This is a genomic window from Kribbella aluminosa, assembly GCF_017876295.1.
In the GTDB taxonomy this organism is placed as follows: Bacteria; Actinomycetota; Actinomycetes; order Propionibacteriales; family Kribbellaceae; genus Kribbella; species Kribbella aluminosa.
Genome location: NZ_JAGINT010000002.1, coordinates 2948445 through 2973311 on the forward strand (window position 1 = coordinate 2948445; position 24867 = coordinate 2973311).

The window sequence follows — 24867 nt, forward strand, 5'->3', positions numbered from 1 at the left end:
TTGATGGCATGACGATCACGGAAGCATTCTCATACCGTCGCGCGACCTATGAGCGCGACGGAGTCGTCCAGATCGACGGCCTGCTCGCGGCGGCCGAGATCGACGAGATCCGCGCGGCGTTCATGGAGCAGGTCGCCCGCGACCGCAACGCCGTCGGCGCGGTCCACGAGGTCGCCGGCGACGAGATCCTGGCGAAGTACCCGCGGTTCATGCACCCGCACCGTCGTACCGATCTGCTGATCGGCCGGATCGCCAGGAGCTACTTGGCCGATCGGCGCATCGTGGACATCGTGACCGAGCTGATCGGGCCGGCGTGGGGCGCGCAGTCGATGTTCTACTTCAAGCCGCCTTCGGCCAGGGGACAGGCCATGCACCAGGACAACTACTTCCTGCGTGCTCATCCGGAGACCTGCCTGGCCGCGTGGATCGCGATTGACGACTGTGACGCCGAGAACGGTGCCCTGTCCGTAGTTCCCGGTTCCCACACGATGGAGGTCGTCTGTCCCGACGAAGCCGACGCGGAGGAGTCGTTCACTCGTGGCCTCGTGCGGCCGCCGGCCGGGATGGAGGCGCGCCAGACCAGGATGCGGGCCGGCGACGTCTTGTTCTTCCACGGCAGCACTGTCCACGGCTCGCTCCCGAACACCTCAGCCGACCGTTTTCGGCGGTCACTCATCTTCCACTTCGTGCCGAAGGCGAGCCAGGAGATCTCCGACGGCTACCTTCCGCTGCTCGATCCCGACACCGGCGAAGACGTCACGATCACCACCGCCTCCGGCGGCGGCCCGTGCGGCGACGGGTGGGAAGGAGGCGCCCACTGACTGGCGGCCGGCGAATGCTCTGACCGCGGACCGCCGGGAAGCAGATTTCCCGGCGGTCCGCGGTCGACCTTCGCTACGAGTAGATGTCGAAACCGTCGACGACTCCGATGTCATCGGTCGCGGCTGCCCGCTTCACTCCTAGGACTCGGACAACCATCGTGTGTGCCCCCGAGGCGAGCGTCGGCGTTGTGTAAACCGAGAGATCTCCGATCCGTGTCTGCGAGTACAAGTCGACGGCCACCTCCGGCCCGCCATCGACCGAGATTCCGACTTGCCCTTCGTTGTTGTCCTTCACGACCCGGAACGCCGCCTGGGTGCCGGTGAAGCGGAGCGTGGCGGTCGCGCCGGTTGTACCGTTCCAGTGATTGCTGTTGTTGAACTGAGGTGGCACACCGTACGGCGGAGAGCACGGACCACAGCTGGACCAGCCGCCGGAATACTGGATCTGATTGGTCCCGGTGCCTGTGACCGTGTCGTCGATCCGGAGCGGAGTTCGGACGACATCGGCACGGTCGACCGAAATCAGTGTTCCCGTCGACGAGGCGTTCTTGGTGCCCGTCGCCCGGACAGTCAGAGTGTGAGCGCCTGAAGACAGGACGGCTGAGGTGAACAGCCGCCGATCACCCTGGCGAGACGGCGCGTAGAAGTCGACGAGTTGCTCGCTGCCACCGTCGATGGACACGCCTGCGATGCCGTGCGACGGATCGACCACTCCGTACAGCGATACCTGCGTGCCGGTGAACCTGAAGGTCGCCGTCGCGTTCACGGTGCTCGACCAGCTGTTGCTTCCTTCGAACTGGGAGAACTGGCTGGACTCCACGCAGGGCTTGCAGTGATCCCAACCGGCAGGGTAGGCCCAGGTGCGGTCGGTCGTTCCCTGAATCGAGTCGTCGACGGCCAGAGCAGTGAGCACCTGCTGTGCCGCACTGAGGCCCGTGCCGTTGTCTGCCCCGATGTTCGGTGCCGCCGTGGGGCTCACAGGGTTGCCGAAGTAGTCCACGCTCGGCGCGCCGGGAATGATGATGCCGGCACCGATGACCGGTGCGGACGGGCGCAGCTTGTATCCTGACGTGTCGTCGATGTTGGTGGCGACGCCGGGCGCGACCAGCAGGGGATCGGCGACGATCTTGCCGGTCTCGGCGGGTTCGGGGGCGGGGTGGTTGCCGAAGTACGCATTGTGATCGAACACGAGGCCCGTCGTCTGGTAACCACCGTCGCCCCAGTTGACGAACAGGTTGTTCTTGAACGATGTGTTCGCCGGGGTGGATCCGAGGACCTTGATCATGGCTGTGTGCTGGCCAGGACCGTTGTAGATCGTGTTGTTGTAGATCTGAATGCCGTTCACGCTGTTGTAGAACGTGAAGGCCGACCCGTCGTTGTCCTGCCAGATGTTGTAGCGGAAGACGCCGGTGGTTTGGTAGAACATCTGGAGGAAGCCGACCGAGTTGTCGTGCGCGTAGTTGTATTGATAGGTGACGTTGGTCTGTGCGAAGTCCAGGTCGAAGGCGTACCCGTCGCCGCCGGTCGTGGTCTGTCCGGCGACTTCGTTGTACTGGTAAGTGGGGCTGTCGTTCATCGCGCCCCAGAGCCCGGCGTTTGCGCCGCACCGCCCGCCACTGTTGAACACCTTGCTGTGCTCGATCACGCCATGGTCGGTGTTCGCGAGCAGCAGACCGTTTCCGCCGGCGTTGTTCACCGTCACCCGATTGATGCGGACGCCGGTCGCCCGGGCGGAATTGTTGCGGGTGTTGATCCGTACTCCGGCATCGTCCACGGTGTTGATCGTGATGTCCTGGACGAGGAGGTTGTTCACCATCGACGTACTGCTGTCGCTGCGGCCGGTGACGACGATTCCGCCGTCTCCTGGTTCTACCCATGCAGCGTTCGGGTAGCTGACGCCGATCACATCGTGGATGGACAGATTGGTGAGTGCGATGCCGGTGAGTGGGGTGGTCAAGGCGTCGTCGACGACGATGCCGCTGCGCAGGTCGCGCGTCGCGGCCCCGGTTCGCGATGTCGAGGCCGGTCACCGTGATGTACGAGCCGGTGGTGATGACCAGCGTCCCTGGTTTCGCGCCGCCGCCGTCGATCGCCGGCTTGTGGCCAGTGCCGTAGCTCGAGATCGTGATGGGGGATCCCGCAACTCCTGAGCCCTGAGGTGCCAACTTTCCGGTCCAGGCGTCGCCCGCCTTGAACAGGACCTGGTCACCAGGACCGAAGGTCGCACCGTTGACCTTCGCCAGGCTCTGCCAGGGCGTCGAACTGGACGTTCCGGAGTTGCTGTCGCTCCCTGTCGACGACACGTAGTAGGTCGTGCCGGCGGCCAGGGCTGGGGTAGGCAGGACGGCCATTCCGAGAATGGCGAGAGCTGACGCCACGATCAGCGCGAGCGCCGATCTGGCGAGGCGGACAAGATGCACGGCTCCTCCTTGAAAGGTCGCGCGAGCATCATCTGGGCGGGAGTCGCAGCGGTGTTCGCGCGAGGTGATGGCGACGGTCAACGTCTGGTGCGAGCGCTATCGGTGACGTATCCAGACAGGAGTCCATCGCGGCTGCGCATAAAAGTAGCCAACCTACTAGCAAGTGTCATCAGCAGAGCTGTGACTTTCTGCGAATGAGGCACCTGCACGGCCTTGATCGGTAGGTATCCTATCTACTAGGTTCTTCGCAGTTCGCGAGTGCACGTGCCGAGCACCTACCCCTCGCCGGCGGGCGCGTGCCCGTGTCCCGCCAACGCGTACCGGAGGTCCACTTGTCAGATTCCGTCCCTCGCCACATCCGCCAGAACATCAGTCGAGACTGCCGAGATCTGAGGAGTTTCCATGCAGCTGCTCGATGTCACCTTCCTGGGCGATTTCGACGGTTCGTCGTACACCGCCGGCCGGGGGGGAGACGGTTCACGGCGCGTTGACCAGAACCGGCGACGTCTGTAGGTGGCGCGGCGACGCGGTCCGGCTGGGATCCGGCGATGCCGAGTTGCGGTTCGTTGCCGATCAGTTGCCTGTCGCCGAGGCGGTGCTGGTCGAACTGGTGGTTCGCCGAGACCTCGTGGCAGATGCACCAGACCTGACACTGCTCACCGTCAACGACCTCCGCTACGAGCGGCTCCGAGCGTCGTGGCGGCTCACTGCCGGGGATGTCTCAATGCCCGTGCCCGGGCCGACTTCGGCCTTTCCACAGCACCTGGCTGTGCTGATCCGGCGCGTGGACGAGGCCGCGGTTGTGAGCGTCTGGTTCAACGGTTGGCAGGTCGGCTCCGGCGCCGAAATGGACTGGCCGCTCGGTGGTCCGCTGGTTGTCACCGTCGGTGGCGGCTCGACGGCGATGCACGGCTTCCTGACTGCGCTGGCTGTGTCGGCGGTCGATCCCGCTGTTGACGCCCCGGTGTTCGCAGTGGCTGATCTGCCCGCGAACGCAGTACCCGTGAATCCCGACGACTCGCAGGAACTGCTGGTCCGGAAAGCGGCGAATGTCCGGCCCACGGCGCTGCAGCACGAGTGGCAGCGGTTGGGGCTGACCGCGTTCGTGCATTTCGGGATGGCCACGATGACCGATCGTGAAGGTGGTGACGGATACGAGGACCCTACACAGTTCGATCCGAAGGAGCTGGACTGCAGGCAGTGGGCTCAGGCGCTCAAGCGGGCCGGGTTCACGATGGCGATCCTCACCGCCAAACATGCGGACGGCTTCCTGCTTTGGCCGAGTCGGTACGCCGCTCACTCGGTCGCTGCGAGCCCATGGCGCGACGGCCATGGCGACGTGATCCGTGAGTTCGTCGATGCTATGCGCGCCGAAGGGCTACGGGTCGGGCTGTACTTCTCGCCGTTGAGCCGGCACGAGATGCGCGTTGTGCCGAGCCGCGTCGACGGCCGGCATCACCGGTTCGGTGGCACTGAGGACAAGGGCGTTCGGCTGGAGCAGATCCCGGGTCCCGAAAGGGACGTGCCGTCGGACCAGCGGTTCAGCTATGTCGTCGACGAGTACAACGCGGTCTATCTACGGCAGCTGCACGAGTTGCTCACCGAGTACGGCGAGATCGACGAGGTGTGGCTGGACGGCAATTCCGACTGGTTCCCTGATGACGAGGTCTGGCAACGTTTCGACGGTCGGCTCTGGTACGACATGGCGCGCAAGCTTCAGCCGCGGGTCAAGTTTTTCGGCGGCTGGGAGCTGCGCTGGGTGGGCAACGAGGACGGCCTGGCCCGGGACGCGGAGTGGAGCGTGCTTCCGGTGGCGGGCGATCTCGACGGCAACCAGCCGCAATGGACAGCCGGCGAACCGGAGGCGACGGTGCTCGGCGACCGCAAGCAGTGGAAGGGTGCGTCGTACTTCGTCTGGCACCCGGCCGAGGTGGACGTTTCGATCCGGCCGGGCTGGTTCTACCATCCACACGAGCGTCCCAAGTCGGTTGCAGAGCTGACCGAGATCTATGTCCGCTCGGTCGGGCGGAACTGCAACCTGCTGCTGAATATCCCGGCAGACAGGCGCGGACTGCTTCCTGAGGAGGACGTCGACGTACTGACCGGGTTCGCCGACCACCGCGCGCGGATCTTCGGCGAGAACGTCGCCGCTGACTTGCCCGATGGACGGTGGTCACCGAGCGCAGCGGACCAGGTCCTCGAGATTCCGCTGAGCCGGCCAGCCGCGGTGCGGTACGTGGACCTGGCCGAGGACGTGACTGTCGGGCAGCGGGTGGAGAGTTTCACGGTCTCGGCGCGGGCGGGGCGAGACTGGATTCCCGTGGCCGGCGGAGGAACGATCGGGCAGCGGCGAATCGTCGATCTTCGGTGGTCGGTGTACACGGATCATCTCCGCCTCGAGATCACGGCGGCTCGAGACGCTCCCGTCATCGCGGAATGCAAGGTGTACGCGGTACCACCTGATGGGGACCATCTGCCGCAGGCAGGGGGACCGATCCGATGACGAGCGCGACGGTAACGGGCAGACATGCCGGGAAGCCGCTGGGAGGTCCGCTGACGCTCGCTGTGGCGGGCTCAGGTGCCAGGGGAGCGGCATACGCCGAATTGGCAACTCGTCGACCCGAGCGCTGCCGTGTTGTCGCTGTCGCGGAGCCGCACGAACCGGCTCGGACGGCATTCGCGTCGCGGCACGGTCTCGCGGACGAGGCGGTGTTCATCTCCTGGCAACACTTGGCGGCGGCCCCGCGGCTGGCCGACGCTGTCGTAGTGGCGGTGGTGGACGACCAGCACGTCGACGCTGCGCTGGCCTTCATCGAGCGGGGATACGACATTCTCCTGGAGAAGCCGATCGCAACCACGGCCGACGGTTGCCAGGTAATCGCTGAAGCCGCTGCTGCAGCCGGTGTCGCCGTGCGCATCTGCCACGTGATGCGGCACACCGACTACACCTGTGCCTTGAAGGCAGAGCTCGCCTGTGAGAACGACGGTGCCGACCACCAGGTCGTTGCCATCGAGTACGACGGCGGTGTCACCGCATCGTTCACACTGTCCGCCTTCACTCCACTGGAGCACCGCCGGACCAGGATCTTCGGCACCCATGGTCAACTGACCGGGGACGGCCGGTTCCTGGAGATCTTCGACTTCCGGAGCGAACGCCGGACCGTCGTAGACACCTCCAACGACGGGTCCACGCAGGCGGAAGGCCACGCTGGCGGCGACCAGCGGCTCGTCGACGATTTCGTTGACCGGCTCCTCAGCGGCCGCCGCGACCTGATCATGGACCAGCTTCCACAAACCGTCGACAGCCACCGCGTCGTGTTCGCCGCCGAGCGCGCCCGCCGCGAGGGAAGGATCGTGACACTGTGACTGGAACCGACTGGTTGCTGGATCCACAGGCCTATCGGGCACGGGTGGTGCACACGGCAGACGGGATCGTCTTGGACAACGGCCTGGTCCGCCGGACCTTCCGGACGCAGAACGGCTTTGCGACGGTCGCGCTGGAACACCTCGAGTCGCTTCTGCGAAGCGTTCGGCCTGAGGCATCGTTGGTGCTGGATGGTGTCCGGTACGACGTCGGCGGTCTGCTCGGGCAGCCGGTGCACAACGCCGTACTACCGACCTTCCTGGAGGAGATGCAGACCGATCCGGCAGCCTTCGCGCTGACAGCTGTCGACGAGGGGCAAACCCAGGCACCTTTCGACTGGACACCGCGCAAAGAGTGGTTGACGGTGACGCCGGAATGGCCGGCGCCCGGTGTGTCGGTGACCTTCCGGTGCGAGCCTCCGTCAGGTGCGGGCCTCGAAGGCATGTCGGTCGACGTGCGGTACGAGCTCTACGACGGTCTTCCGGTGATCTCCAAACAGCTGGTCCTGCACAACTACGGCACACGTGCCGTAGTGCTGAACAGCTTCGTAGCCGAGACGTTGGCAATCGCCGCCCCTGCGCCGCCGGCGATGACACCGAGCGAGGGGTACGGGAGCGCTGACGTGCGGCTCATCTACGACCGGATCGCACCGCTGCACGTGCAGACCGACTATGCGTTCGGGGCGGCGATGGTGGCGGCACGGGACAACCCGGCGGTGACCTGGTCGCGCGACACGGCATACACCACCGGACTGCCCGCTGACGACGCTCTGCTTGTGGTGGAGCCGCCTGTCGGGCCGGAGGCCATGATCGTACCGGGGGAGACGTTCGAGACATTCCGCGTCTTCGAACTGCTGCATGACAGCACCGAGCGCGAGCGGCGAGGGCTCGCTGTTCGGCGGATGATGCGCGTGCTGGCTCCGTGGGTTCAGGAGAATCCGCTGATCTTCCACGTCCGCAGTACCGATCCGGCGGTGGTGAAGCCTGCCATCGACCAGGCGGCTGATGCTGGCTTCGAGTTGGTCATTCTGAGTTTCGGTTCCGGACTGTCGATGGAGGACGACTCGGCGGACAACGTCGCTGCGATGAAGGAACTCGCCGACTACGCGCACGGCCGGGGGATCGCGCTCGGCGGGTACTCGTTGCTGGCGAGCCGCGCCATCTCACCGGCCGACGACGTTGTGGACCCCGCACCGAGGTTCGGCGCCTCGCCCTGTCTCGGTAGTCGGTGGGGGCAACGGTACTTCGACGCGCTCCGGCACTTCCTCGACGCCACCGGATTCGACTGCCTTGAACATGACGGCTCGTATCCCGGCGATCTCTGCGCATCCACCGAGCATCCCGGGCATCGCGATGCGAACGACTCCCAGTGGAACCAGTGGCGAAGCATCACGGGCTTCTATGCTTGGGCCCGGAGCCGCGGCATCTACCTGACAGTGCCCGACTGGTACTTCCTGGCAGGCTCGAGCCGGATCGGCATGGGGTACGTCGAGGAGAACTGGTCACTGCCGCGCGCGCAACAGGAGATCATCGAGCGGCAGAACGTGTACGACGGCACCTGGGAGAAGACGCCGTCGATGGGATGGATGCACGTGCCGTTGGTGCAGTACCACGGCGGGGGCGCCGAGGCGACACTCGAGCCGCTGCACGAGCACCTGCCGGACTACGAGCGGCGACTGGCGAACCTCTTCGGCGCGGGGGTGACGGGGGTCTTCAGGGGCACCCGGTTGTACGACGCAGACCGGACCCGCGCTGCCGTCGTCCGGTGGGTTCAATTCTTCCGCCAGTACCGAGACCTCCTCGACGCAGACATCGTCCATTGCCGCCGTGCCGACGGCCGCGACCTCGACTACCTCCTACACGCCCGCCCGCTTCCCGAACCAGCGGGTCTACTGATGCTGTACAACCCAATGCATGTTCTGGTCGAGCGCGAACTTCTCGTACCGCTTCGTCACGTGGGTCTGACAGTCCGTACCACCGTCCACCATCCCGGCGGCGAAGCCCGTGTCCAGCCGCTCGACGCCGACCAGCGTCTCCATCTGTCAGTCCGCGTCGGTCCGCACTCGTCGTCGTACTACATCATGAAGCCGGCGCCGTAGCCCACCTCCTGCGCGCAGCACAGCGGTGCTGGAACCGCCGCGCTCAGGCCGATGCCCACCGGCCATCACGATCGACGACGTACCAGGTCTCATGGCTTCCGCCCTTCGCGCTGATGTGGTGGGCAATCGGTCACAACTCACCCCCCATGCTGTCTGCCGAGAATCGGCCGCAGGGCACGCCGGTAAGCCTCGGCGTATCGCATCCCACCCAAGTCGCTTGGGTGTGATCCATCCACGAGCGCCCTCGCCGTCATGGCCTAGCAGGTCATCGGCGGCCAGGTAGTGCAGGTTACTGACACGATCCGACCGTAGCCGCTCGTAGGCGGCCCGCAAGGCGTCGTGATTGCCTTGGTTGCTCTCGCGAGAAGCGGCCACCAGGACCGCGTTCGGGTAGTTGCGGTGGCCAGGATCGATCCCCGCAGCCAACTGCTCTTCGACGTCCTCGGCGGACGGCTTGGTGCCCGCCAGCCAGTGATCGTTGCCGTGGTCGAGCTCCACATACAGATCCAGTCAACTGACACCGGTAGCCGGCATGTGGGGCATGGCTATCCGCGATGAGCTCAGCCGGTAGCGGACGTCGAATCTCGTCGAGTCGGTCTCGAACCGGGCTGCCATGCCAGCGGACTGCCGACTCAGGCTCCAGACAGGGGGACGGACCATCGCTTCAGCCCGGGCGGGCAGGCGGTCGTAGAACCCGTTGGTGTCGGACCAGCCCTTTCCCTCGACGCCCCAGCCGGCGACGTCGTACCACACGACATCTCCGTCGATCGCGGGCTCAGCTCCCGGAGCCAGTGCGCCGGTTCCGCTCGGGACGGCGGCGCTTGCACCGTCTAATCGGCCCGCGGCGATCAGACCTGCGCCGGAGACTCCGGCGGCCTTGAGCACGCCTCGACGAGAAACCCTTGCTGACATTGGAGAACCCACTTTCTCAGTTCCGAGAGGGCGTGACCTGTGCATGTACTGCTTCAGGTGATACAGCCACCGACCCCGCGGGTCAGCCGGGATCCTTTGGCCGGCATCGCGGTCCCAACCGTTGCCGCAGAGTCTGACGACGGGGGCAGCGGAGTTGGCGTAGGCCACCGTAGTGGGGCCCTCACAGTCGCTCGAGCATTGCTCGCGGCCGTTCGGCCAACGGCGGCATTCACGCGATGAACGGTTGCGCTTCGATCAGCCGGACGGCCCCGCCCTCCAGCCCTGGCACGAACCGGCAACTCCTCGATCTTCACCATCGACAGGGGTGCCGTGGTCAGACCGCCGCTCACACAGGCACGGTGCTCCTCGTACGGCAACCCAGGTGGTTCCATGAAGCTGCTGAAACCGGTCGGTCGATCCGATGCTCATGGCAGGCGACATCGTGGGATGGAAGGGCTCGCTTGGTCCTTTCCTCGTATAGGAGTCATAAGTGGAACCCTTGTTCACGCGTTCCTCCCCGGCTGCGATCCTTCCAGGTGAGCCCCGGTCGGACGGCGTGAAGCGGCACGAGCATTCTTTCTCTCCATGCTTGTGCACGAGTTGCCTCACTCAGTCCTCCACCCCACCGGGACGGTGCCCAAAATCCAGCACCGACAGCTCCCTCGTCTGAACCCATCAGAAGAACGGCGCCGTCTCGGCACCCCAGAGAAGGGTTGGCCATGTACAGAAATCGAAGAAATCGGGTGGCGTCTTTCGCTCTAGCCGCCCTCGCAGGAGCGGTTGTGTCCGCGTCGATCGGCGGCACCACGAGTTCGGCGGCTCCCGCAACGACCGCGGCCTCTCCGCCGGAGACCGCCGTCCAGATCGTGCCGAAGCCGGTGTCGATGACGGCCGGTCAGGGTGCGTTCACTTTGACTGCCGGGACCCGCATCCGTGCCACCTCACCCGAAGAGAGGGCCGTGGCCTCGAGCCTCGCCGCGGATCTCGCACCGGCGACCGGTTTCCAATTTGAGATCAGTTCGGGCAGCGCCCAGCCGGGGGACATCCAGCTGGTGCTGGCCGACCCGGGGACGCTCGGCGCCGACACGACCCACGAGGGTTACCAGCTCGATGTCACCGAGGGCCGGATAACGTTGGTCGCGCCAACCCAGCAGGGCCTGTTCCACGGCGTTCAGTCGATTCGCCAGCTGCTCCCGGCGTGGATCGACAGCTCGGTCGTACGCCCCGGTCCATGGCGGATCCCCGCCGTGTCGATCACCGACTATCCCCGGTACGCCTACCGCGGCGTCATGGTCGACATCGCCCGCCACTACCAGACACCGGAGACGGTCGAGGAGATCATCGACCAGGCCTCTTCGTACAAGCTGAACACCCTGCATCTGCATCTGTCCGACGATCAGGGTTTCCGTGTGGTCATCAACGGATTCCCGCGGCTCACCGAGATCGGCGGCCGCGGATCAGTCGGCACGCAGGGACGGACGATGGATCCAGGGGGCTTCTGGACTCAACAGCAGTACCGCGACGTCGTGGCGTACGCGAAGGCCCATGCCATGGACGTCGTACCCGAGGTCGACTCGCCCAGCCACAACAATGCGATCGAGATGTCGGAGTACGGCGACACCACGAACCCGCTGCTGGACGGTCACCCACAAGACATCGCCTGCGGATACAAGAACCCGCCTGTGTGGAACTACACCATTGACGTCGGCTACAGCGGGATGTGCCCGAACAGTGCCAATACCTGGGCGATCTACACGGCGATCACCAATCAGCTCGCCGCGATGTCGAGCAGCCCGTATTACCACCTCGGCGGCGACGAAGCGCATCCGTTCACCGCGGCCCAGTTCGCCGACTTCATGAAGCGCCAGACGCAGATCGTGCAGGCCACAGGGAAGACCCCGATGGGCTGGGCAGACGGCTACGCGACCGTCGCCGGGACTACACCACCGCCGGGTTCGATCGCCGAGTCCTGGGCACGCGGCGCCAAGGACGGTGCGGCCGCGGTGCAGAAGGGCATGAAGGTCGTCATGGCTCCCGCCGACCACGCATACCTCGACCAGGCGTATCCGAATGACACGAGCGGCCTCGGTCTCAACTGGGCATGCAAGGGGTGCGACCTGGACGTGAACTACAACTGGGATCCGGGCTCGTTCACAGGCGTGCCGGACAGCAGCGTTCTCGGTGTCGAAGGAGCGTTGTGGAGTGAGACGACCCGCACGCTCAAGGACTGGCAGTACCTGCTGTTCCCGCGGCTGCTGGCGATCTCCGAGCTCGGCTGGTCGCCGAAGGCGTCCCGTACGGGGGTGACCAGTCCGGCGTTCCAGGACTTCTCGGGTCGTGTCGCGGCACAAGGTGCACGTTTCCAGGCTGCCGGCGTGAATTTCTACCCGACCTCTCAGGTGCCTTGGCCCATCACCGGTGTCGGTGTCGGCGCCACCGCGGACTCCGACGGCCAGGTCAGCGGGACGATCGCTCGGGTCTCCGCGCCCGGTATCGCCCTCGGTAACCTCAGTGCGACGATCGACTGGGGCGACCACTCCGAGCCGACCAATGCGACCATCTCCGGCATCTCGCCGAAGCCCGGCCGGGTGAACGGGCTCTACGACCTCGCGGGCGACCACGCGTACCACTCGAACGGCAGCCACACCGTCACCGTGACCGTGACCGCGTCGAACGGTGCGAGCGGCACCTTCACTGTCAGGCTTGCGCCGGGCGGCGAGCCCCCCAACGGCCACGTTCGCGTGCTGACGCTGAACATCCATCACGGCGCTGACGCTGCCGGCGACTTCGACATCACGCGTGCCGCCGAGGTCATCAAAGCGTCCGGTGCGGATGTGGTGAACCTGCAGGAGGTCGACAGAAACTACTCGTCGCGCAGCAACAACATCGACGAACCTGCCTATCTGGCCAAGGCGCTGAACATGCGGGTCGCCTACGGGGCCTGGCTGCACTCCCCGGGTGAGTACGGCGATGCCATCCTCACCAAGGGCGACATCACGGAGTCGCGCACACAGTTGCTACCGACAAATGCCGGCAGCGAGCAACGCGGCATCCTTGAAGCCACCATGACCGTCAAGGGGCGCACCTTCCACGACTACGTGACCCATCTGGCCTACCCGTCCGTTCCCGAGGCAGAGCAGCAGGCACAGGCTGTTCAGGAGTACGTCGCAGGGACGCCAGGGCCCTCGATTCTCGCTGGTGACCTCAATCTGCATCCGGACGACCCTGCCGTCCGTGCACTGAGCGGTGAATACACGGACGTCTGGGCTGTGGCGGGCGATGGCCCGGGCCTTACGGAGCCGGCACCGAGCCCGACCGAGCGCATCGACTACATCTTCGCGTCGCCCGGCGTCAGGGTCCGCTCGGCGGCCGTCATGACCTCCAGCACGGTGTCCGACCACTACCCGGTCGTCGCCGACCTGTCCTTGCCCTCCGACCGATGACCTGTCCACCAACTCACGAACCGCACATGAATGCGAATCAGCAGCCCCAAGGCCCGCCAAGGCGCCGTTCCTGACGGCCGCGCCGGCGGAAGCGCGAACCTGGCCGATGGGCCGTCCTCGGATCGCCGGGGGCGGCCCACGCGGAAGTGTCGCCGGCTCGCCCCTGGTACCGGCCGGCGGTTCGGTCGGTCGGTCCACGGGAGGGACAGCATCGGGTTCGACGAGACCGGCATCGAGCAAGTGCAGCTGCCACACGGTGTGACGCCGATGTCCTGGCGCAACCGGAAATCCGATGCCTGGACGGGCATGTCGTTATACCGCAGGCACGTCGCTGCCCGAGCAATGATCAGCACCTGCGGATGATCCTCGGCCAGTTGACATGAAGGCGCGCACCTTCCCGAAGATGGTCTGAAATCCGTTGCAGTTCTGATCAAGAGCCCTCGTTGGTCGCCTGGTGTTCTACGTGGACGGGCCTAGATGACGACCAAACGGGCAATGGCCGCGGGCACGCACTCTCCGAAGCGCCGACGGTCAAGTGTGACCAAGACCTGTTCTGAAGGTTGGCCCGGACGCGCCGGCGCTCGCCACCCCGCCTTTGGCGTTATCCGCCTCCGTGGCCCCGGAGGAGCGGGCGCTGCCGGTTCCTCGACGTCGCGAGGAGCCGCTCGTCGGCGAGCTCGGCAGGCTCGCGCAAGACGATGCAGCGGTGTGATTAGACCTGACGCAGCTGCGCTGCGGGGTGCCGGCGCGTCTCGGCCGGGCCGCCCCGGACCGAGGTCAGGTCTGCTCCCAGCCTTGGCCGCATGTCCGTGCGGAGCGTCATTCCACGTCACCGCAATTGGCAGGGATCCTTCTGGTCGCACTTGGTCAGCACAGCGTGAATCTCGGCTGCCGCTCAACCTTGCGACCACAACTCGTTGCACTTCTGAGCTGGGGAACGAGACAAGTCTCATCTGGAGGCGTGGAGGAACTCGCGGTTCAGTCTGGCGATGCTGGCGAACGGGATTTCCTTCGGACACGATGCGACGCATTCGCCGGTGTTGGTGCAGCCGCCGAATCCTTCGTCGTCCATCGCGGCGACCAGGTCGAGGACCCGCTGTTCGCGCTCAGGTTGCCCTTGGGGCAGCACGTTCAGGTGTGTCACCTTCGCCGAGGTGAACAGCATCGCCGACCCGTTCGGGCAGGCTGCCACGCACGCCCCGCAGCCGATGCACGTGGCGTTGTCGAACGCGACCTCGGCGTCCGGCTTCGGGACCGGCGTGGCGTGCGCCTCCGGGGCGCTGCCGGTTGGTGCGGTGATGTAGCCGCCGGCTTGGATGATCCGGTCGAACGCCGACCGATCGACGACCAGGTCCTTGACCACCGGGAAGCCCTTGGCGCGCCACGGCTCCACGTCGATCACGTCCCCGTCGCGAAATGCCCGCAGGTGGAGTTGGCAGGTCGTGGTCTGCTCCGGACCGTGTGCTCGGCCGTTGATGACCACTCCGCAGGCTCCGCAGATGCCTTCTCGGCAGTCGTGGTCGAAGGCGACCGGTAGCTCGCCGCTGGTGATCAGGTCCTGGTTGAGCACGTCCAGCATCTCCAGGAACGACATGTCCGGGCTGAGGTCCTCAACGGCGTACGAGACCATCCGCCCTTGGTCCTGGGGACCGGACTGACGCCAGATGCGTAGTGTGAGTTTCACGTGTAGCTCCGCTGCGTGGGGTGAACATGATCAAAGGTCAGTTCCTCGCGATGCAGTACGGGTCGGTCGCCGTACTCCCACGCGGCGACGTGACTGAAGTGCGCGTCGTCCCGCAGCGCCTCACCGTCGGCGGTCTGATGCTCCTCGCGGAAATGCCCGCCGCAGGACTCTTCGCGCAGCAAGGCGTCCAGCAGCATCAGCTCGGCGAGTTCGAGGAAGTCCGCGACCCGGTTGGCCTTCTCCAGCTCCTGGTTGAGCTCGGTTCCCTCGCCCGGGACGCGGACCGAGCGCCAGAACTCCGTGCGTAGCTCAGGTACGCGTTCCAATGCCGAGCGCAGGCCGCTGTCGTGACGAGACATGCCGCAGTGGTCCCACATCAGCAGGCCCAGTTCGCGATGGAACGAGTCGACGGTTCGCGTGCCGTTGATCGAGAGCAGCCGGGTCAGTCGGGTCCGTACCTCGGCTTCGGTCGCGGTGACCGCGGGATGTGCCGCGTCGACCGCGTCGAACGTGGTGCTGCCGATGTAGTCGTTGATCGTGGTCGGCAGGACGAAATAGCCGTCCGCCAGGCCCTGCATCAGCGCCGAGGCCCCGAGCCGGTTCGCCCCGTGATCGGAGAAGTTCGCCTCGCCGATCACGAACAGGCCGGGGACCGTGCTCTGCAGGTCGTAGTCGACCCACAGCCCGCCCATCGTGTAGTGGATCGCGGGGTAGATGCGCATCGGGACCTGGTACGGATCCTCGGCGGTGATCCGCTGGTACATGTCGAACAGGTTGCCGTACCGGTCCTCGATCGCCGGTCTGCCCAGCTCTTCGATCGCGTCGGCGAAGTCCAGGTACACGCCCAGCCCTCCCGGCCCGACCCCGAAGCCGGCATCACAGCGGCTCTTCGCCGCCCTGGACGCGATGTCGCGTGGGACGAGGTTGCCGAAGCTCGGGTACAGCCGTTCGAGGTAGTAGTCCCGTTCGTCCTCCGGGATCTGGTCCGGCGGCCGGGTGTCGCCCGGGCGTTTGGGCACCCAGATCCGGCCGTCGTTGCGGAGCGATTCGCTCATCAGCGTCAGCTTCGACTGATGGTTGCCCGAGCGAGGGATGCAGGTGGGATGGATCTGGGTGAAGCAGGGGTTGGCGAAGTAGGCGCCGCGCCGGTGCGCGCGCCAGATCGCGCTCGCGTTGGACCCCTTGGCGTTGGTGGACAGGTAGAACACGTTGCCGTAGCCACCGGTCGCGAGCACGACGGCATCGGCGAGATGCGTTGTCAGCTCGCCGGTGATCAGATTGCGGGCGACGATTCCCCGCGCGCGGCCGTCCACGACGATGAGATCGAGCATCTCTGTGCGGGCGTGCATCTCGACGGTGCCGGCGTCGATCTGCCTCGACAGCGCCTGGTAGGCACCGAGCAGCAGTTGCTGGCCGGTCTGGCCGCGAGCGTAGAACGTGCGCTGAACCTGTACGCCGCCGAACGAGCGGGTGTCGAGCAGACCGCCGTACTCGCGGGCGAACGGCACGCCCTGGGCAACGGCCTGGTCGATGATCTGCGCGGAGATCTCCGCGAGCCGGTAAACGTTGGCCTCTCGCGAGCGGAAGTCGCCGCCCTTCACCGTGTCGTAGAACAGCCGATAGACGGAGTCGCCGTCGTTGCGGTAGTTCTTCGCCGCGTTGATGCCGCCCTGCGCGGCAACCGAGTGGGCCCGGCGGGGAGAGTCCTGGAAGCAGAACTGCACCACCTGATAGCCCTGCTCGCCCAACGTCGCGCCCGCCGACGCACCTGCGAGCCCGGTGCCGACCACGATGACCCGGTGCTTGCGGCGGTTGGCCGGATTCACCAGTTTCGCAGTGAACTTCCGCTCGTCCCAGCGCCGTTCCAGAGCGACGTCCGGCGACTTGGTGTCGGCGATGGGAGCTCCGACGGTGTGATCGATCATGCTCAGGCCACCAATCCGCTCATCACACCGATCGGGACAGCGAGGAACCCGGCCGTGATCGTCACGGCAACGACAGCACCAGCGATCCTGATCGCCCCGCCGGCGACGCCCAGGGTGCGGGCCGCGCTCGAGCAGCCGTGGTAGAGATGCAGTCCGAGCATCAGCAGCGCCAGGATGTAGATCACGTTGACCCACCACACGCTGAAGTCGGCGACGATGTTGTGGTACGGCTGTCCGTCGACGTAGTCCCGGTTCGCCACGCCCACGGTCAGATCGAGAATGTGCCAGACGACGTAGACAGCCAGCGTGGCGCCGCCCCAGCGCATCGTGCTGGTCGCGAAGCCGGCCCGCAAGCGCCGGCTGTGCACGTACCGGACCGGCCTGGCGCGGCGATCTCTGACGGACAACTGCGCGGCGGCGGTGACGTGCAGGACGACCGCGACGATCAGGCCGGCGCGCACGATCCACAGGAACACCCCGTACGGCAGCACAGGTTCGCCGATCTCGCGCAGCCAGCCCGCCTACTCGTTCAGGGCGGCAGCACCGAGGAAGACCTTCAGATTGCCCAGCATGTGCGCCAACAGATAGCCGACCAGCGCCAGGCCGGTCACCGCCATGACGGCCTTCTTCCCGATCGTCGAGGTCCAAAACCGGCCGATCGACGTGCGCCGTCGCGGCTGCACAGCGAGATCCGTGGTCACCTGACCGACGGTAGAGCCGCAGATGATCAGAGGGCAAAGACAAGATCAGTCTGATCATGATAGGTGGCGCCTATCATGGGCCAGGTGCAACTCCACCAGCTCAGCTACTTCGTGGCCGTCGCCGACACGCGGCACTTCACCCGCGCGTCCGAGCTCATGCGGATCGCCCAGCCCTCGATCTCGCAGCAGATCCGCGCCCTCGAGCGCGACGTCGGCGCCGAGCTTTTCCATCGGATACGGGGGAATCTCTCGCTGACCGAAGCCGGTGAGACGTTGCTGCCGTTCGCCAGGCGGATCCTGGCCGACACCGAGTCGGCGTACCAGGCGGTGCGCGAACTCGACGAGCTGGCGCGGGGGAAGGTGCGGCTGGGCGCCACGCCGAGCCTGTGCACGGGCCTCCTGCCGGCGATGCTCGCGAGATTCCGGGCGGCGTACCCCGGGATCGACCTCACACTGCGGGAGAGCGGTTCGCGGGATCTGCAGAACGATGTGTCCGAAGGCTCGCTGGATCTCGCGATGATCGTCGACTCACGGTTGCGTGACCACAGCCTGCTGCGCACGCGGCCGCTGTTCATCGAGGAACTCGTGGTGATCTCTGCCAAGGATCGGCCGGCGCCGGTACGGCGGGCACGAATGCGGATCGTCGACCTCGAAGATCGGCCGCTGGTGATGTTCCGGCGCGGTTACGACCTGCGCGACGTCACCATGGACGCCTGCCACGCCGAGGGATTCGAACCGTCGTTCGCCATCGAGGGTGGTGAGATGGACGCCGTGCTGGAATGCGTGGATGCCGGCATGGGCATCGCGGTGGTGCCTAGCACGGTCGTCAGGGACAGGTTTCGGGTCACTCGATTCGCCGCGCCAGGGCTCAGCCGCGTCGTACGGCTGGCATATCGCGAGGACGTGAAGCCGTCCAGGGCCGTCCGGGCTCTGCACGAAACCATCACCCATCAGCTCACCGATGCCGCCGCTCTTCCCCGCGGCATCCAATCCCTGGTGAAAGAAGGCGAACCGATGTGATGACGCCGCGGCCCCTGGCTGGTCAGTGCAGCGGGAGGTAGCGGGAAGCTGTCACTGGGACCCCGGCCGCGGTCCCACCCGTGCCTCCGACCTCGCCGTGCGGCGGGCTGTCGGCAGGCCGTCCTCGTCGAGGGCGGTCCTGGTACGCCTGTTGCGCTGTCGCGGTCGACCTGGACGCCGCCGCAGAGGAACTGCTCGGCCGTCGCCACCGGGATCTGCTCGGACTGTAGATCGACACCGATCGAGGCGCAGGAGGCCTGCACGGTCGGGAACTGCCGACGGAGAGCGTCTGGCTCGATGCTCCTGGCATCGAGCCAGACATGGTCGGAGCCGTCCCTGCGCATCGCTGCCTCGATCTCGCGGGCGACGATGTCACGCGGCGCCAGGTCGGCCCCCGATGGCCGGCCGGCCATGATCAGCCGGCCACGCGCGTCGCGCAGTACGGCGCGTTCTCCCCGGACCGCCTCGGTCACTAACGGCAACTGCCCGGGGGCTTCCCCGGTGAACAGAGCGGTCGGGTGGACCTGGACGAACTCCATGTCCACCGGCGACGCCCCGGCCAGCAGTGCGATCGCCATGCCGTCACCGCGCACAGCGGACGGGTTGGTGCTCGCCAGGTAGGCGTTGCCGATGCCGCCGGTCGCCAGCACGACGGTGTGCGCCTCGATCCGTGACGCTACGCCGCCCGCCTCGACAACGACACCGTTGACGCGCCCCGAGTCCGACTTGGTCAGGCCGATCGTCCGCCCGGCCATCGTCTCGACACCGGCGGCGCAGACCGCGGCATGCAGCGCGCGACAGACCTCGACGCCGGTGGCATCACCACCGGCATGCACAATCCGGGGATGACCGTGGCCACCCTCGAGTGTCCTCGACAGTGAGCCGTCCTCGCGCCGGTAGAGCGCGCCATGCGCGATCAGTTCGGTGACCCGCTGCGGTCGTTCCTCGACCAGGGCGCGCACGTTGCGCGGATCACAGAAGCCCGCCGCGGCGACGTAGGTGTCGTGTGCATGGTCGAGCGGATCGTCCTCGCCGAACGCGACGGAGCCGCCGCCATGTGCCCACGGCGTGCTGCCGTCGCCGGCGCTGAGCACGATCACCTCACGAGTCGCCGCCGGGCCGGGCGCGGCCGAGAGCCCGGCCGCGCCCGCACCGATCACGACAACGTCGACGGCGCGCATCACCGCGCGCCCGCCGGCTTGCCGATGGCAACCATCCGCTTGACGGAGCGCCGCGCGTGTACAAGTTCGCAGCCCGCGAGCTGACCGTCACCGATCCGTTCGCCGTGTACTACGTCCCCCGTGCGGAGGTATGCGGCGACGCGTCGGGGCAGTCGGCGTTGAGGCCGGATCCTCGCCCCAGCGGACGAGCGGGGGCATGGCCACCATTCGTGGGCGGTACCGAAACGCCGCGGTGGACAGGAGCGTTCGCGCTGGACGGCATACGGGCGCTGAAGCCGGTGGGGAAACGAAGGCCTCGTAGCCGTCGGCGCCGACGGTGAGGGTGCGGTAGAGCCTGAAGGTGCGGGTCCCATCAAGTCGACCTCGAGGTCGAACAGCGATTCGAGCGACTCGAGGGCACGACGGATCAGGCCCGAGCCGCGCATGCTCTGGTCGGCGAGCACGTGGATCGCCGGGTCGGCAAGGGCCTTGCGCTGCCCGTTCTGATTGGCCAGCCCGACAGAGGCCAGCGTTTTCGGTTAACGCGCGTCGGTTCCAGCCGCAGCATCCGTCCCAGCTTTCGCGACCCGACCGCATGTGCAGCGCCGCCAGCGCCCGGAGGCAGGCCAACCCGTCGATCAGTGACTGATTCGGCTGGGCCGGTTCCACGGTGCTAATTTTGCATTACTTGCGAAGGCGGCCGGGAGACGACATGTGCGGGTTCGGATCGTGACGGGAGTCGCCGCCTCCACCGCGGCGTACCACGTCGACGGTGACTCGGTCGGTGTGCTTGTCTGCCATGGGTTCGCCGGTAGCGGACTGTCGGTGCGTCCCTGGGCGGAGGCTGTCGCGACTGCGGGCCATACGGTCGCGTTGCCTTTGCTACCGGGGCACGGGACGTGCTGGCAGGACTTGGAGCAGACGACCTGGACCGACTGGTACGACGAGGTCGAAAGGGCTCTCCTCGGGCTGCGGGACCGGTGTACCGACATCTTCGTCTTCGGGTTCTCGATGGGCGGCGCGCTGGCCCTGAGACTCGCTCAGCGCCACCCCGACCTGATCGCCGGACTCGTCCTCGTCAACCCGGCGATCGCCACTCGCGATTGGCGGATCGGTCTGATCGGCAGGCTTCCGGCGCTGACCCGTTTGGTCCGCACTGCTCCCGGCATCGGTGGCGACGTCAGAAAGCCCGGTGTCGGTGAGACCGGCTATGAGGTCGTCCCGACGCGCGCGGTCCACGAGTTGACGCTGCTCTGGCGGGCCGTTCGCGCCGACCTCGCGGCGGTCCGTGCCCCGACCCTCGTCTACCGCAGCCGAATCGATCACGTCGTGGACGACTCCTCGGTCGACCTGCTGCGGAGCCGGCTTCCCACTCGCCCGGTCATCGAGGTGCTCGAGCACAGCTATCACGTGGCGACACTCGACAACGACGCCTCGACAATCATCGACGGAAGCCTGACCTGGCTGGCGAAGCACCGGCCTCGCGGATAACCCACGGCCTGTCCTATCCGCCATATTCAGATCGCTATCGGCTGATAGCTGTGATCGCATGCCGCTGACGGTCCGCGGCGCGTTGGGCTCCGGTAGCGTCGCGCTCGAACCATGACCTTCGGAGGTAGAACCGGTATGGCGACCAGCTCGCACGTCCTCGTGATCGGCATCGACGGCGTCAGGTACGACGTACTGCAGGAGGTGGCGACGCCGAACATCGACGCGATCGGGCGCAACGGCTTCCTCCGCCCGGTGGTGGTGAACCGAGCGGCACCCACCATCTCGGGCCCCAGCTGGACGACCATGGTGACGGGGGTCCTGGCTCCGATCCATCAGGTCTTCGGCAACGACTTCAGCTCGGCACGGCTCGCGGCCTGTCCTGACTTCGTGTCGCTGGCCCGGGACACGCATCCCGGGATCCCGACGTACGTCGGTGCCGACTGGGAGCCACTGGTCACGAGCCACAGCGGCGGGCCGTTGTTCGGCGGTGGTGGCTATCTGCCTGACCGCCGTCGGGACGCCTCTTCGACGCCGCGGAACTGGCACGACTCCGATCAAGACGTCGCCGACCAGGCCCGTCAGTTCCTCGGCAGAGTCCGATCGGACTCGGGGTCGGTCTCCTTCGTCTACCAGCACGGACCGGACACGGCCGGGCACCAGACCGGAGTCAGCGATCTCTATCGGGAGTTCATCGAAGCGTCGGACACCAGGGTCGGCCAGCTCGTCGAGGCAGTCCGCAACCGCCCGCAGTACACCGCCGAACGCTGGCTGATCGTCGTGGCGACAGATCATGGCCACGTCGACGCCGGAGGCCACGGTGGCGACACGCCCGCGGAGCGAGAGGCCTGGATCGCGGCCGAGGGGGCGGACGTTCCTCTCGACGACGAGGAGTTGATCCTCGAACAGGCAGATGTCGCCGGCCACGTCGCCCACGTCCTGGATCTGCCCCGCCCGGGTGAGGGCGTTGGCGTCCCGTTCGGCACCCGGAAGTCGGCGGCATAACAGTCCCTCGCGGGATGCTGCGGCCAGAGCGGGCCGACTGGTAGCCGCGTTCCAGTTATGACCGCGATAGCAAGACCGAAGGGGCCGAGCTGTTACCTGATCGTCAGCTGTGCTGATAACTCTGGGCGACAGACAGCGGGTTCGTAGCCCGCATCCTCGAAAGGGAGTCATCGTGAGATCTTTCCGCCCCACAATTGCATTCTCGGCGACGCTCGGTCTGCTGGCCGGTCTGGGCGCTGTACTGGCCGGGTCAGCTCCGGCCGGTGCGGCGCAGGGCCGCGGCCGGGCTACCCCGTCCGGATCACGTGGTTTTCGTGTTGTTCGAGAACACCTCTGCCGGTTCGGTGATCGGCAGCCCGAACGCGCCGTACTTCAACCAGCTCGCCTCGACCGGCGCGAATTTCACCAGCTCGTTCGCGATCGAGCATCCGAGTCAGCCCAACTATCTCGACCTGTTCTCCGGGTCGAACCAGGGTGTCACAGACGACTCGTGTCCGCACACCTTCAGCAGTGACAACGAGGGTGCACAGCTGATCGCGAAGGGCCTCACCTTCAGCAGTTACTCCGAGGACCTGCCAGCCACGGGATCGACCACGTGCGGCTCCGGGAGATATGCCCGCAAGCATGCGCCGTGGACGAACTTCACCAACGTGCCCGCGTCGAACAGCAAGCCGTTCAGTGCGTTCCCGACCGACTTCACGCAGCTGCCGACGGTGTCCTGGGTGATCCCGAACCTGTGCAACGACATGCACGACTGCTCGGTGTCGACCGGCGACAACTGGCTCAAGGCTCACCTGGATGCCTATGTTCAGTGGGCGAAGACCCATAACAGCATCTTGATCACAACCTTCGACGAAGACGACTACTCGGGGAACAACCGGATCGCCACGATCGTCAACGGACAGCCCGTCAAGCCTGGCAGTTATGCCGAGCACATCGATCACTTCGACGTACTAAGGACCGTCGAGGACATGTACGGCCTGCCGTATGCAGGGGCCGCCGCGCAGGCCACGCCCATCACCGATGCCTGGGCGACCAGCGCCGATGTCCGCGAGATCTTCCTGCAAGGCGGTCTCGCGATGGATGACCCGGCCTCCTCCGCGACCGCCGGGACCCAGCTGATCGTCTGGGGTCGCAACGGTGGCGCGAACCAGCGGTGGAGCTTTCAGCCGAACACCGATGGCACCGTGACGATCAAGAACAGCGCATCCGGGCAGTGCCTCGACAACGCAGCGAGCTCGACCACGGCCGGCACGAAGATCATTCAGTGGCCTTGCACGGGTGGCGCGAACCAGCGCTGGACGGTCGTCTCGAGCGGCTCCGGCTATGCCCTGCTCAGTAAGGTGAGCGGTCTGGCCATCACCGCGACGGGCACCACGAACGGTTCCGTCCTCACCCAGCAGCCGAACTCGCGAACCGTCCAGCAGACCTGGTCGTTCGCCACAGCCGGATAGCGCCGCAGCAACGAACCACTGACGGCCGCAGTTCAGGGCCGACATGCCAGTCAGTTGCTCCTGGCATCAGTACAGGCCATCGTCCGCACCAGACCTGCGGACGATGGTCACAGCGCGACTGGAATCGGGGACGCGCCAGCTGCGAGGGCACCGCAGCTGGCGCGCACGCGCAGCTCTGGGCGCAGGAGCAACTGGTGCGGAGGCCGCCGAGGCTCGCGTAGCCGCTGCATCAGGAGATCGACCGCCGCGGCTCCGACGGCTTCGCGTGGTGGCCCCACGGCGGTGAGTGGGGGGTCTGCCAGCGCGGCGAGTTCGTCGTCGTACGTGACGACCGCGAGGTCGCCTGGGATCTCGATCCCGGCTTGACGAAGCCGGCTTACCAGTGGCAGCGCGGCGGCGTCGTTGTGGACCAGCAGAGCGTCGGCAGTCCCTGCGCGCACGCACTCGATCAGCGCCGCTGCGGCTTGGTCCACGGCCGCTGGACTGTCCCCGTCGAGTGTCCTCGGAACCTCGGAGGCGCATTCCTCGAGCCCGAGCTCTGACCGTGCCTCCTCGTAGCCTGCCCGCAACCGGGGTGCCGTGATCGTGTCGGAGTGCAGCAGACCGATCCGGTGGTGGCCGAGGCCCGCGAGGTGACGTACGGCCGTGTAAGCGCCGAATTCGTGGTCTGTCGCCACCTGCTCAACGCTGCCCGAGTCGCGGCCGACACGTCGCTCGGCCAGAACGGTGGGCACTGGGATCGAGCGCAACCATTCCTCGGTCTCGCGAGATCTGCTGGGGTCCAGGCGAGTCGCGATGACCAGGCCGTCGATGCCGGCTTCGAGGAGCCGGGTGACCAGCGACCGCTCCTCGGCGACATCGTTCTGGGAGACCCCCAGGACGAGCTTCGCGCCTAACGCATCCGCCGCGCTGCGGGCCCCGGCGACGACCTTCGGGTAGTAGTACGCCGAATGCGGTACGACCATGCCGATCGTCGGCGCACCGGGCGCGCGGGTCGCGGGTGCGTACAGCGCGGTGGAGGGGGATCCGGCTGGACGGCCGTCCGCCCCGGCAGGCACGGCGATGCGCGTCGCCCCACCGTGAACGCGCGCCACGAGGCCGTTGCGTGCCAGTTCGCGGACATCGACCCGCAGGGTGACGGCCGAGACACCGAGTTGATGGGCCAACTCGCTGATCTTGACCGTGCCCCGCTTCTCGACGCTCTCCAGGATCGCGCGGTGCCGCTCCTCGGCCCGCAGTACCGGCTTCCCATCCACCGCGTCCGTCATCCCCAAACGATATCACTATCCGCCAGTTCGTCGAAAGAACTTGCGAATGAAACCTTGACGGCAGGCAAGTGACATCAAATGATGTCACTTGATTCGAAGCGATA

General features: G+C 66.5%; 17 protein-coding genes. 9 read left to right on the forward strand and 8 right to left on the reverse strand.

What is annotated here, in order from left to right:
* Nucleotides 1–8: 8 nt before the first annotated feature.
* Nucleotides 9–821: a phytanoyl-CoA dioxygenase family protein gene (locus tag JOF29_RS35320; protein WP_209698695.1), complete on the forward strand. Its 813-nt coding sequence runs from the start codon at nt 9–11 to the stop codon at nt 819–821.
* Nucleotides 822–894: 73 nt separating this feature from the next.
* On the opposite strand, the gene JOF29_RS35325 is transcribed toward JOF29_RS35320, so the two are convergent.
* A complete protein-coding gene (locus JOF29_RS35325; RefSeq protein WP_209698696.1) occupies nt 895–2778 on the reverse strand; it encodes a right-handed parallel beta-helix repeat-containing protein in 1884 nt (627 codons plus the stop codon).
* Nucleotides 2779–3728: 950 nt separating this feature from the next.
* On the opposite strand from JOF29_RS35325, the gene JOF29_RS35330 reads away from it, so the two are divergent.
* The 3 genes from JOF29_RS35330 to JOF29_RS35340 are packed head-to-tail and all read left to right on the forward strand — an operon-like array spanning nt 3729 to nt 8703.
* A complete protein-coding gene (locus tag JOF29_RS35330; protein WP_209698697.1) occupies nt 3729–5744 on the forward strand; it encodes an alpha-L-fucosidase in 2016 nt (671 codons plus the stop codon).
* Nucleotides 5741–6607: a Gfo/Idh/MocA family oxidoreductase gene (locus JOF29_RS35335; RefSeq protein ID WP_209698698.1), complete on the forward strand. Its 867-nt coding sequence runs from the start codon at nt 5741–5743 to the stop codon at nt 6605–6607. The genes JOF29_RS35330 and JOF29_RS35335 overlap by 4 nt, the downstream gene beginning before the upstream one ends.
* On the forward strand, nt 6604–8703 hold the full coding sequence (locus JOF29_RS35340; RefSeq protein ID WP_209698699.1) for a hypothetical protein: 2100 nt from the start codon (nt 6604–6606) through the stop codon (nt 8701–8703). The genes JOF29_RS35335 and JOF29_RS35340 overlap by 4 nt, the downstream gene beginning before the upstream one ends.
* 510 nt (nt 8704–9213) lie before the next feature.
* Here JOF29_RS35340 and JOF29_RS45720 read toward each other — a convergent pair.
* Nucleotides 9214–9456 carry an SGNH/GDSL hydrolase N-terminal domain-containing protein gene (locus JOF29_RS45720; protein ID WP_209698700.1) on the reverse strand — a complete coding sequence of 81 codons (243 nt, stop codon included), beginning with the start codon at nt 9454–9456 and terminating at the stop codon, nt 9214–9216.
* Between the two features lie 941 nt (nt 9457–10397).
* On the opposite strand from JOF29_RS45720, the gene JOF29_RS35350 reads away from it, so the two are divergent.
* On the forward strand, nt 10398–13058 hold the full coding sequence (locus JOF29_RS35350) for a family 20 glycosylhydrolase (RefSeq protein ID WP_209698701.1): 2661 nt from the start codon (nt 10398–10400) through the stop codon (nt 13056–13058).
* Between the two features lie 949 nt (nt 13059–14007).
* Here JOF29_RS35350 and JOF29_RS35355 read toward each other — a convergent pair.
* The 4 genes from JOF29_RS35355 to JOF29_RS35370 are packed head-to-tail and all read right to left on the reverse strand — an operon-like array spanning nt 14008 to nt 17368.
* Entirely contained in the window at nt 14008–14742 is a 735-nt protein-coding gene (locus JOF29_RS35355; protein WP_209698702.1) for a succinate dehydrogenase/fumarate reductase iron-sulfur subunit, read from the reverse strand.
* The gene (locus JOF29_RS35360; protein ID WP_209698703.1) at nt 14739–16667 is read right to left on the reverse strand and encodes a fumarate reductase/succinate dehydrogenase flavoprotein subunit; all 1929 of its coding nucleotides are present in this window, start codon (nt 16665–16667) and stop codon (nt 14739–14741) included. Before JOF29_RS35360 ends, JOF29_RS35355 begins: the two co-directional genes overlap by 4 nt.
* A 2-nt stretch (nt 16668–16669) precedes the next feature.
* On the reverse strand, nt 16670–17158 hold the full coding sequence (locus JOF29_RS35365) for a succinate dehydrogenase/fumarate reductase transmembrane subunit (protein WP_209698704.1): 489 nt from the start codon (nt 17156–17158) through the stop codon (nt 16670–16672).
* Nucleotides 17159–17188: 30 nt separating this feature from the next.
* Nucleotides 17189–17368 carry a hypothetical protein gene (locus tag JOF29_RS35370; RefSeq protein WP_209698705.1) on the reverse strand — a complete coding sequence of 60 codons (180 nt, stop codon included), beginning with the start codon at nt 17366–17368 and terminating at the stop codon, nt 17189–17191.
* 84 nt (nt 17369–17452) lie between these two features.
* On the opposite strand from JOF29_RS35370, the gene JOF29_RS35375 reads away from it, so the two are divergent.
* On the forward strand, nt 17453–18388 hold the full coding sequence (locus JOF29_RS35375) for a LysR family transcriptional regulator (protein WP_209698706.1): 936 nt from the start codon (nt 17453–17455) through the stop codon (nt 18386–18388).
* On the opposite strand, the gene JOF29_RS35380 is transcribed toward JOF29_RS35375, so the two are convergent.
* Entirely contained in the window at nt 18319–19569 is a 1251-nt protein-coding gene (locus JOF29_RS35380) for an FAD-binding protein (protein WP_209698707.1), read from the reverse strand. The genes JOF29_RS35375 and JOF29_RS35380 overlap by 70 nt on opposite strands.
* 708 nt (nt 19570–20277) lie before the next feature.
* On the opposite strand from JOF29_RS35380, the gene JOF29_RS35385 reads away from it, so the two are divergent.
* The 3 genes from JOF29_RS35385 (at nt 20278) to JOF29_RS35395 (ending at nt 23495) form a co-directional block, all read left to right on the forward strand.
* A complete protein-coding gene (locus JOF29_RS35385; RefSeq protein WP_209698708.1) occupies nt 20278–21039 on the forward strand; it encodes an alpha/beta hydrolase in 762 nt (253 codons plus the stop codon).
* Between the two features lie 135 nt (nt 21040–21174).
* Entirely contained in the window at nt 21175–22041 is an 867-nt protein-coding gene (locus JOF29_RS35390) for an alkaline phosphatase family protein (RefSeq protein ID WP_209698709.1), read from the forward strand.
* 314 nt (nt 22042–22355) lie between these two features.
* Nucleotides 22356–23495 (forward strand): RICIN domain-containing protein, encoded by a 1140-nt coding sequence (locus JOF29_RS35395; protein ID WP_209698710.1) that lies wholly within the window; start codon nt 22356–22358, stop codon nt 23493–23495.
* Between the two features lie 107 nt (nt 23496–23602).
* Here JOF29_RS35395 and JOF29_RS35400 read toward each other — a convergent pair whose 3' ends face one another.
* On the reverse strand, nt 23603–24763 hold the full coding sequence (locus JOF29_RS35400; RefSeq protein ID WP_209698711.1) for a substrate-binding domain-containing protein: 1161 nt from the start codon (nt 24761–24763) through the stop codon (nt 23603–23605).
* Between the last annotated feature and the right edge of the window lie 104 nt (nt 24764–24867).

Excerpts from the sequence above, each read along its gene's own strand:
- JOF29_RS35400 (WP_209698711.1), bottom strand. The coding sequence starts at position 24,763 with ATGACGGACGCGGTGGATGGGAAGCCGGTACTGCGGGCCGAGGAGCGG.
- JOF29_RS35335 (WP_209698698.1), top strand. The coding sequence starts at position 5,741 with ATGACGAGCGCGACGGTAACGGGCAGACATGCCGGGAAGCCGCTGGGA.
- JOF29_RS35380 (WP_209698707.1), bottom strand. The coding sequence starts at position 19,569 with ATGCGCGCCGTCGACGTTGTCGTGATCGGTGCGGGCGCGGCCGGGCTC.
- JOF29_RS35320 (WP_209698695.1), top strand. The coding sequence starts at position 9 with ATGACGATCACGGAAGCATTCTCATACCGTCGCGCGACCTATGAGCGC.
- JOF29_RS35360 (WP_209698703.1), bottom strand. The coding sequence starts at position 16,667 with ATGATCGATCACACCGTCGGAGCTCCCATCGCCGACACCAAGTCGCCG.
- JOF29_RS35390 (WP_209698709.1), top strand. The coding sequence starts at position 21,175 with ATGGCGACCAGCTCGCACGTCCTCGTGATCGGCATCGACGGCGTCAGG.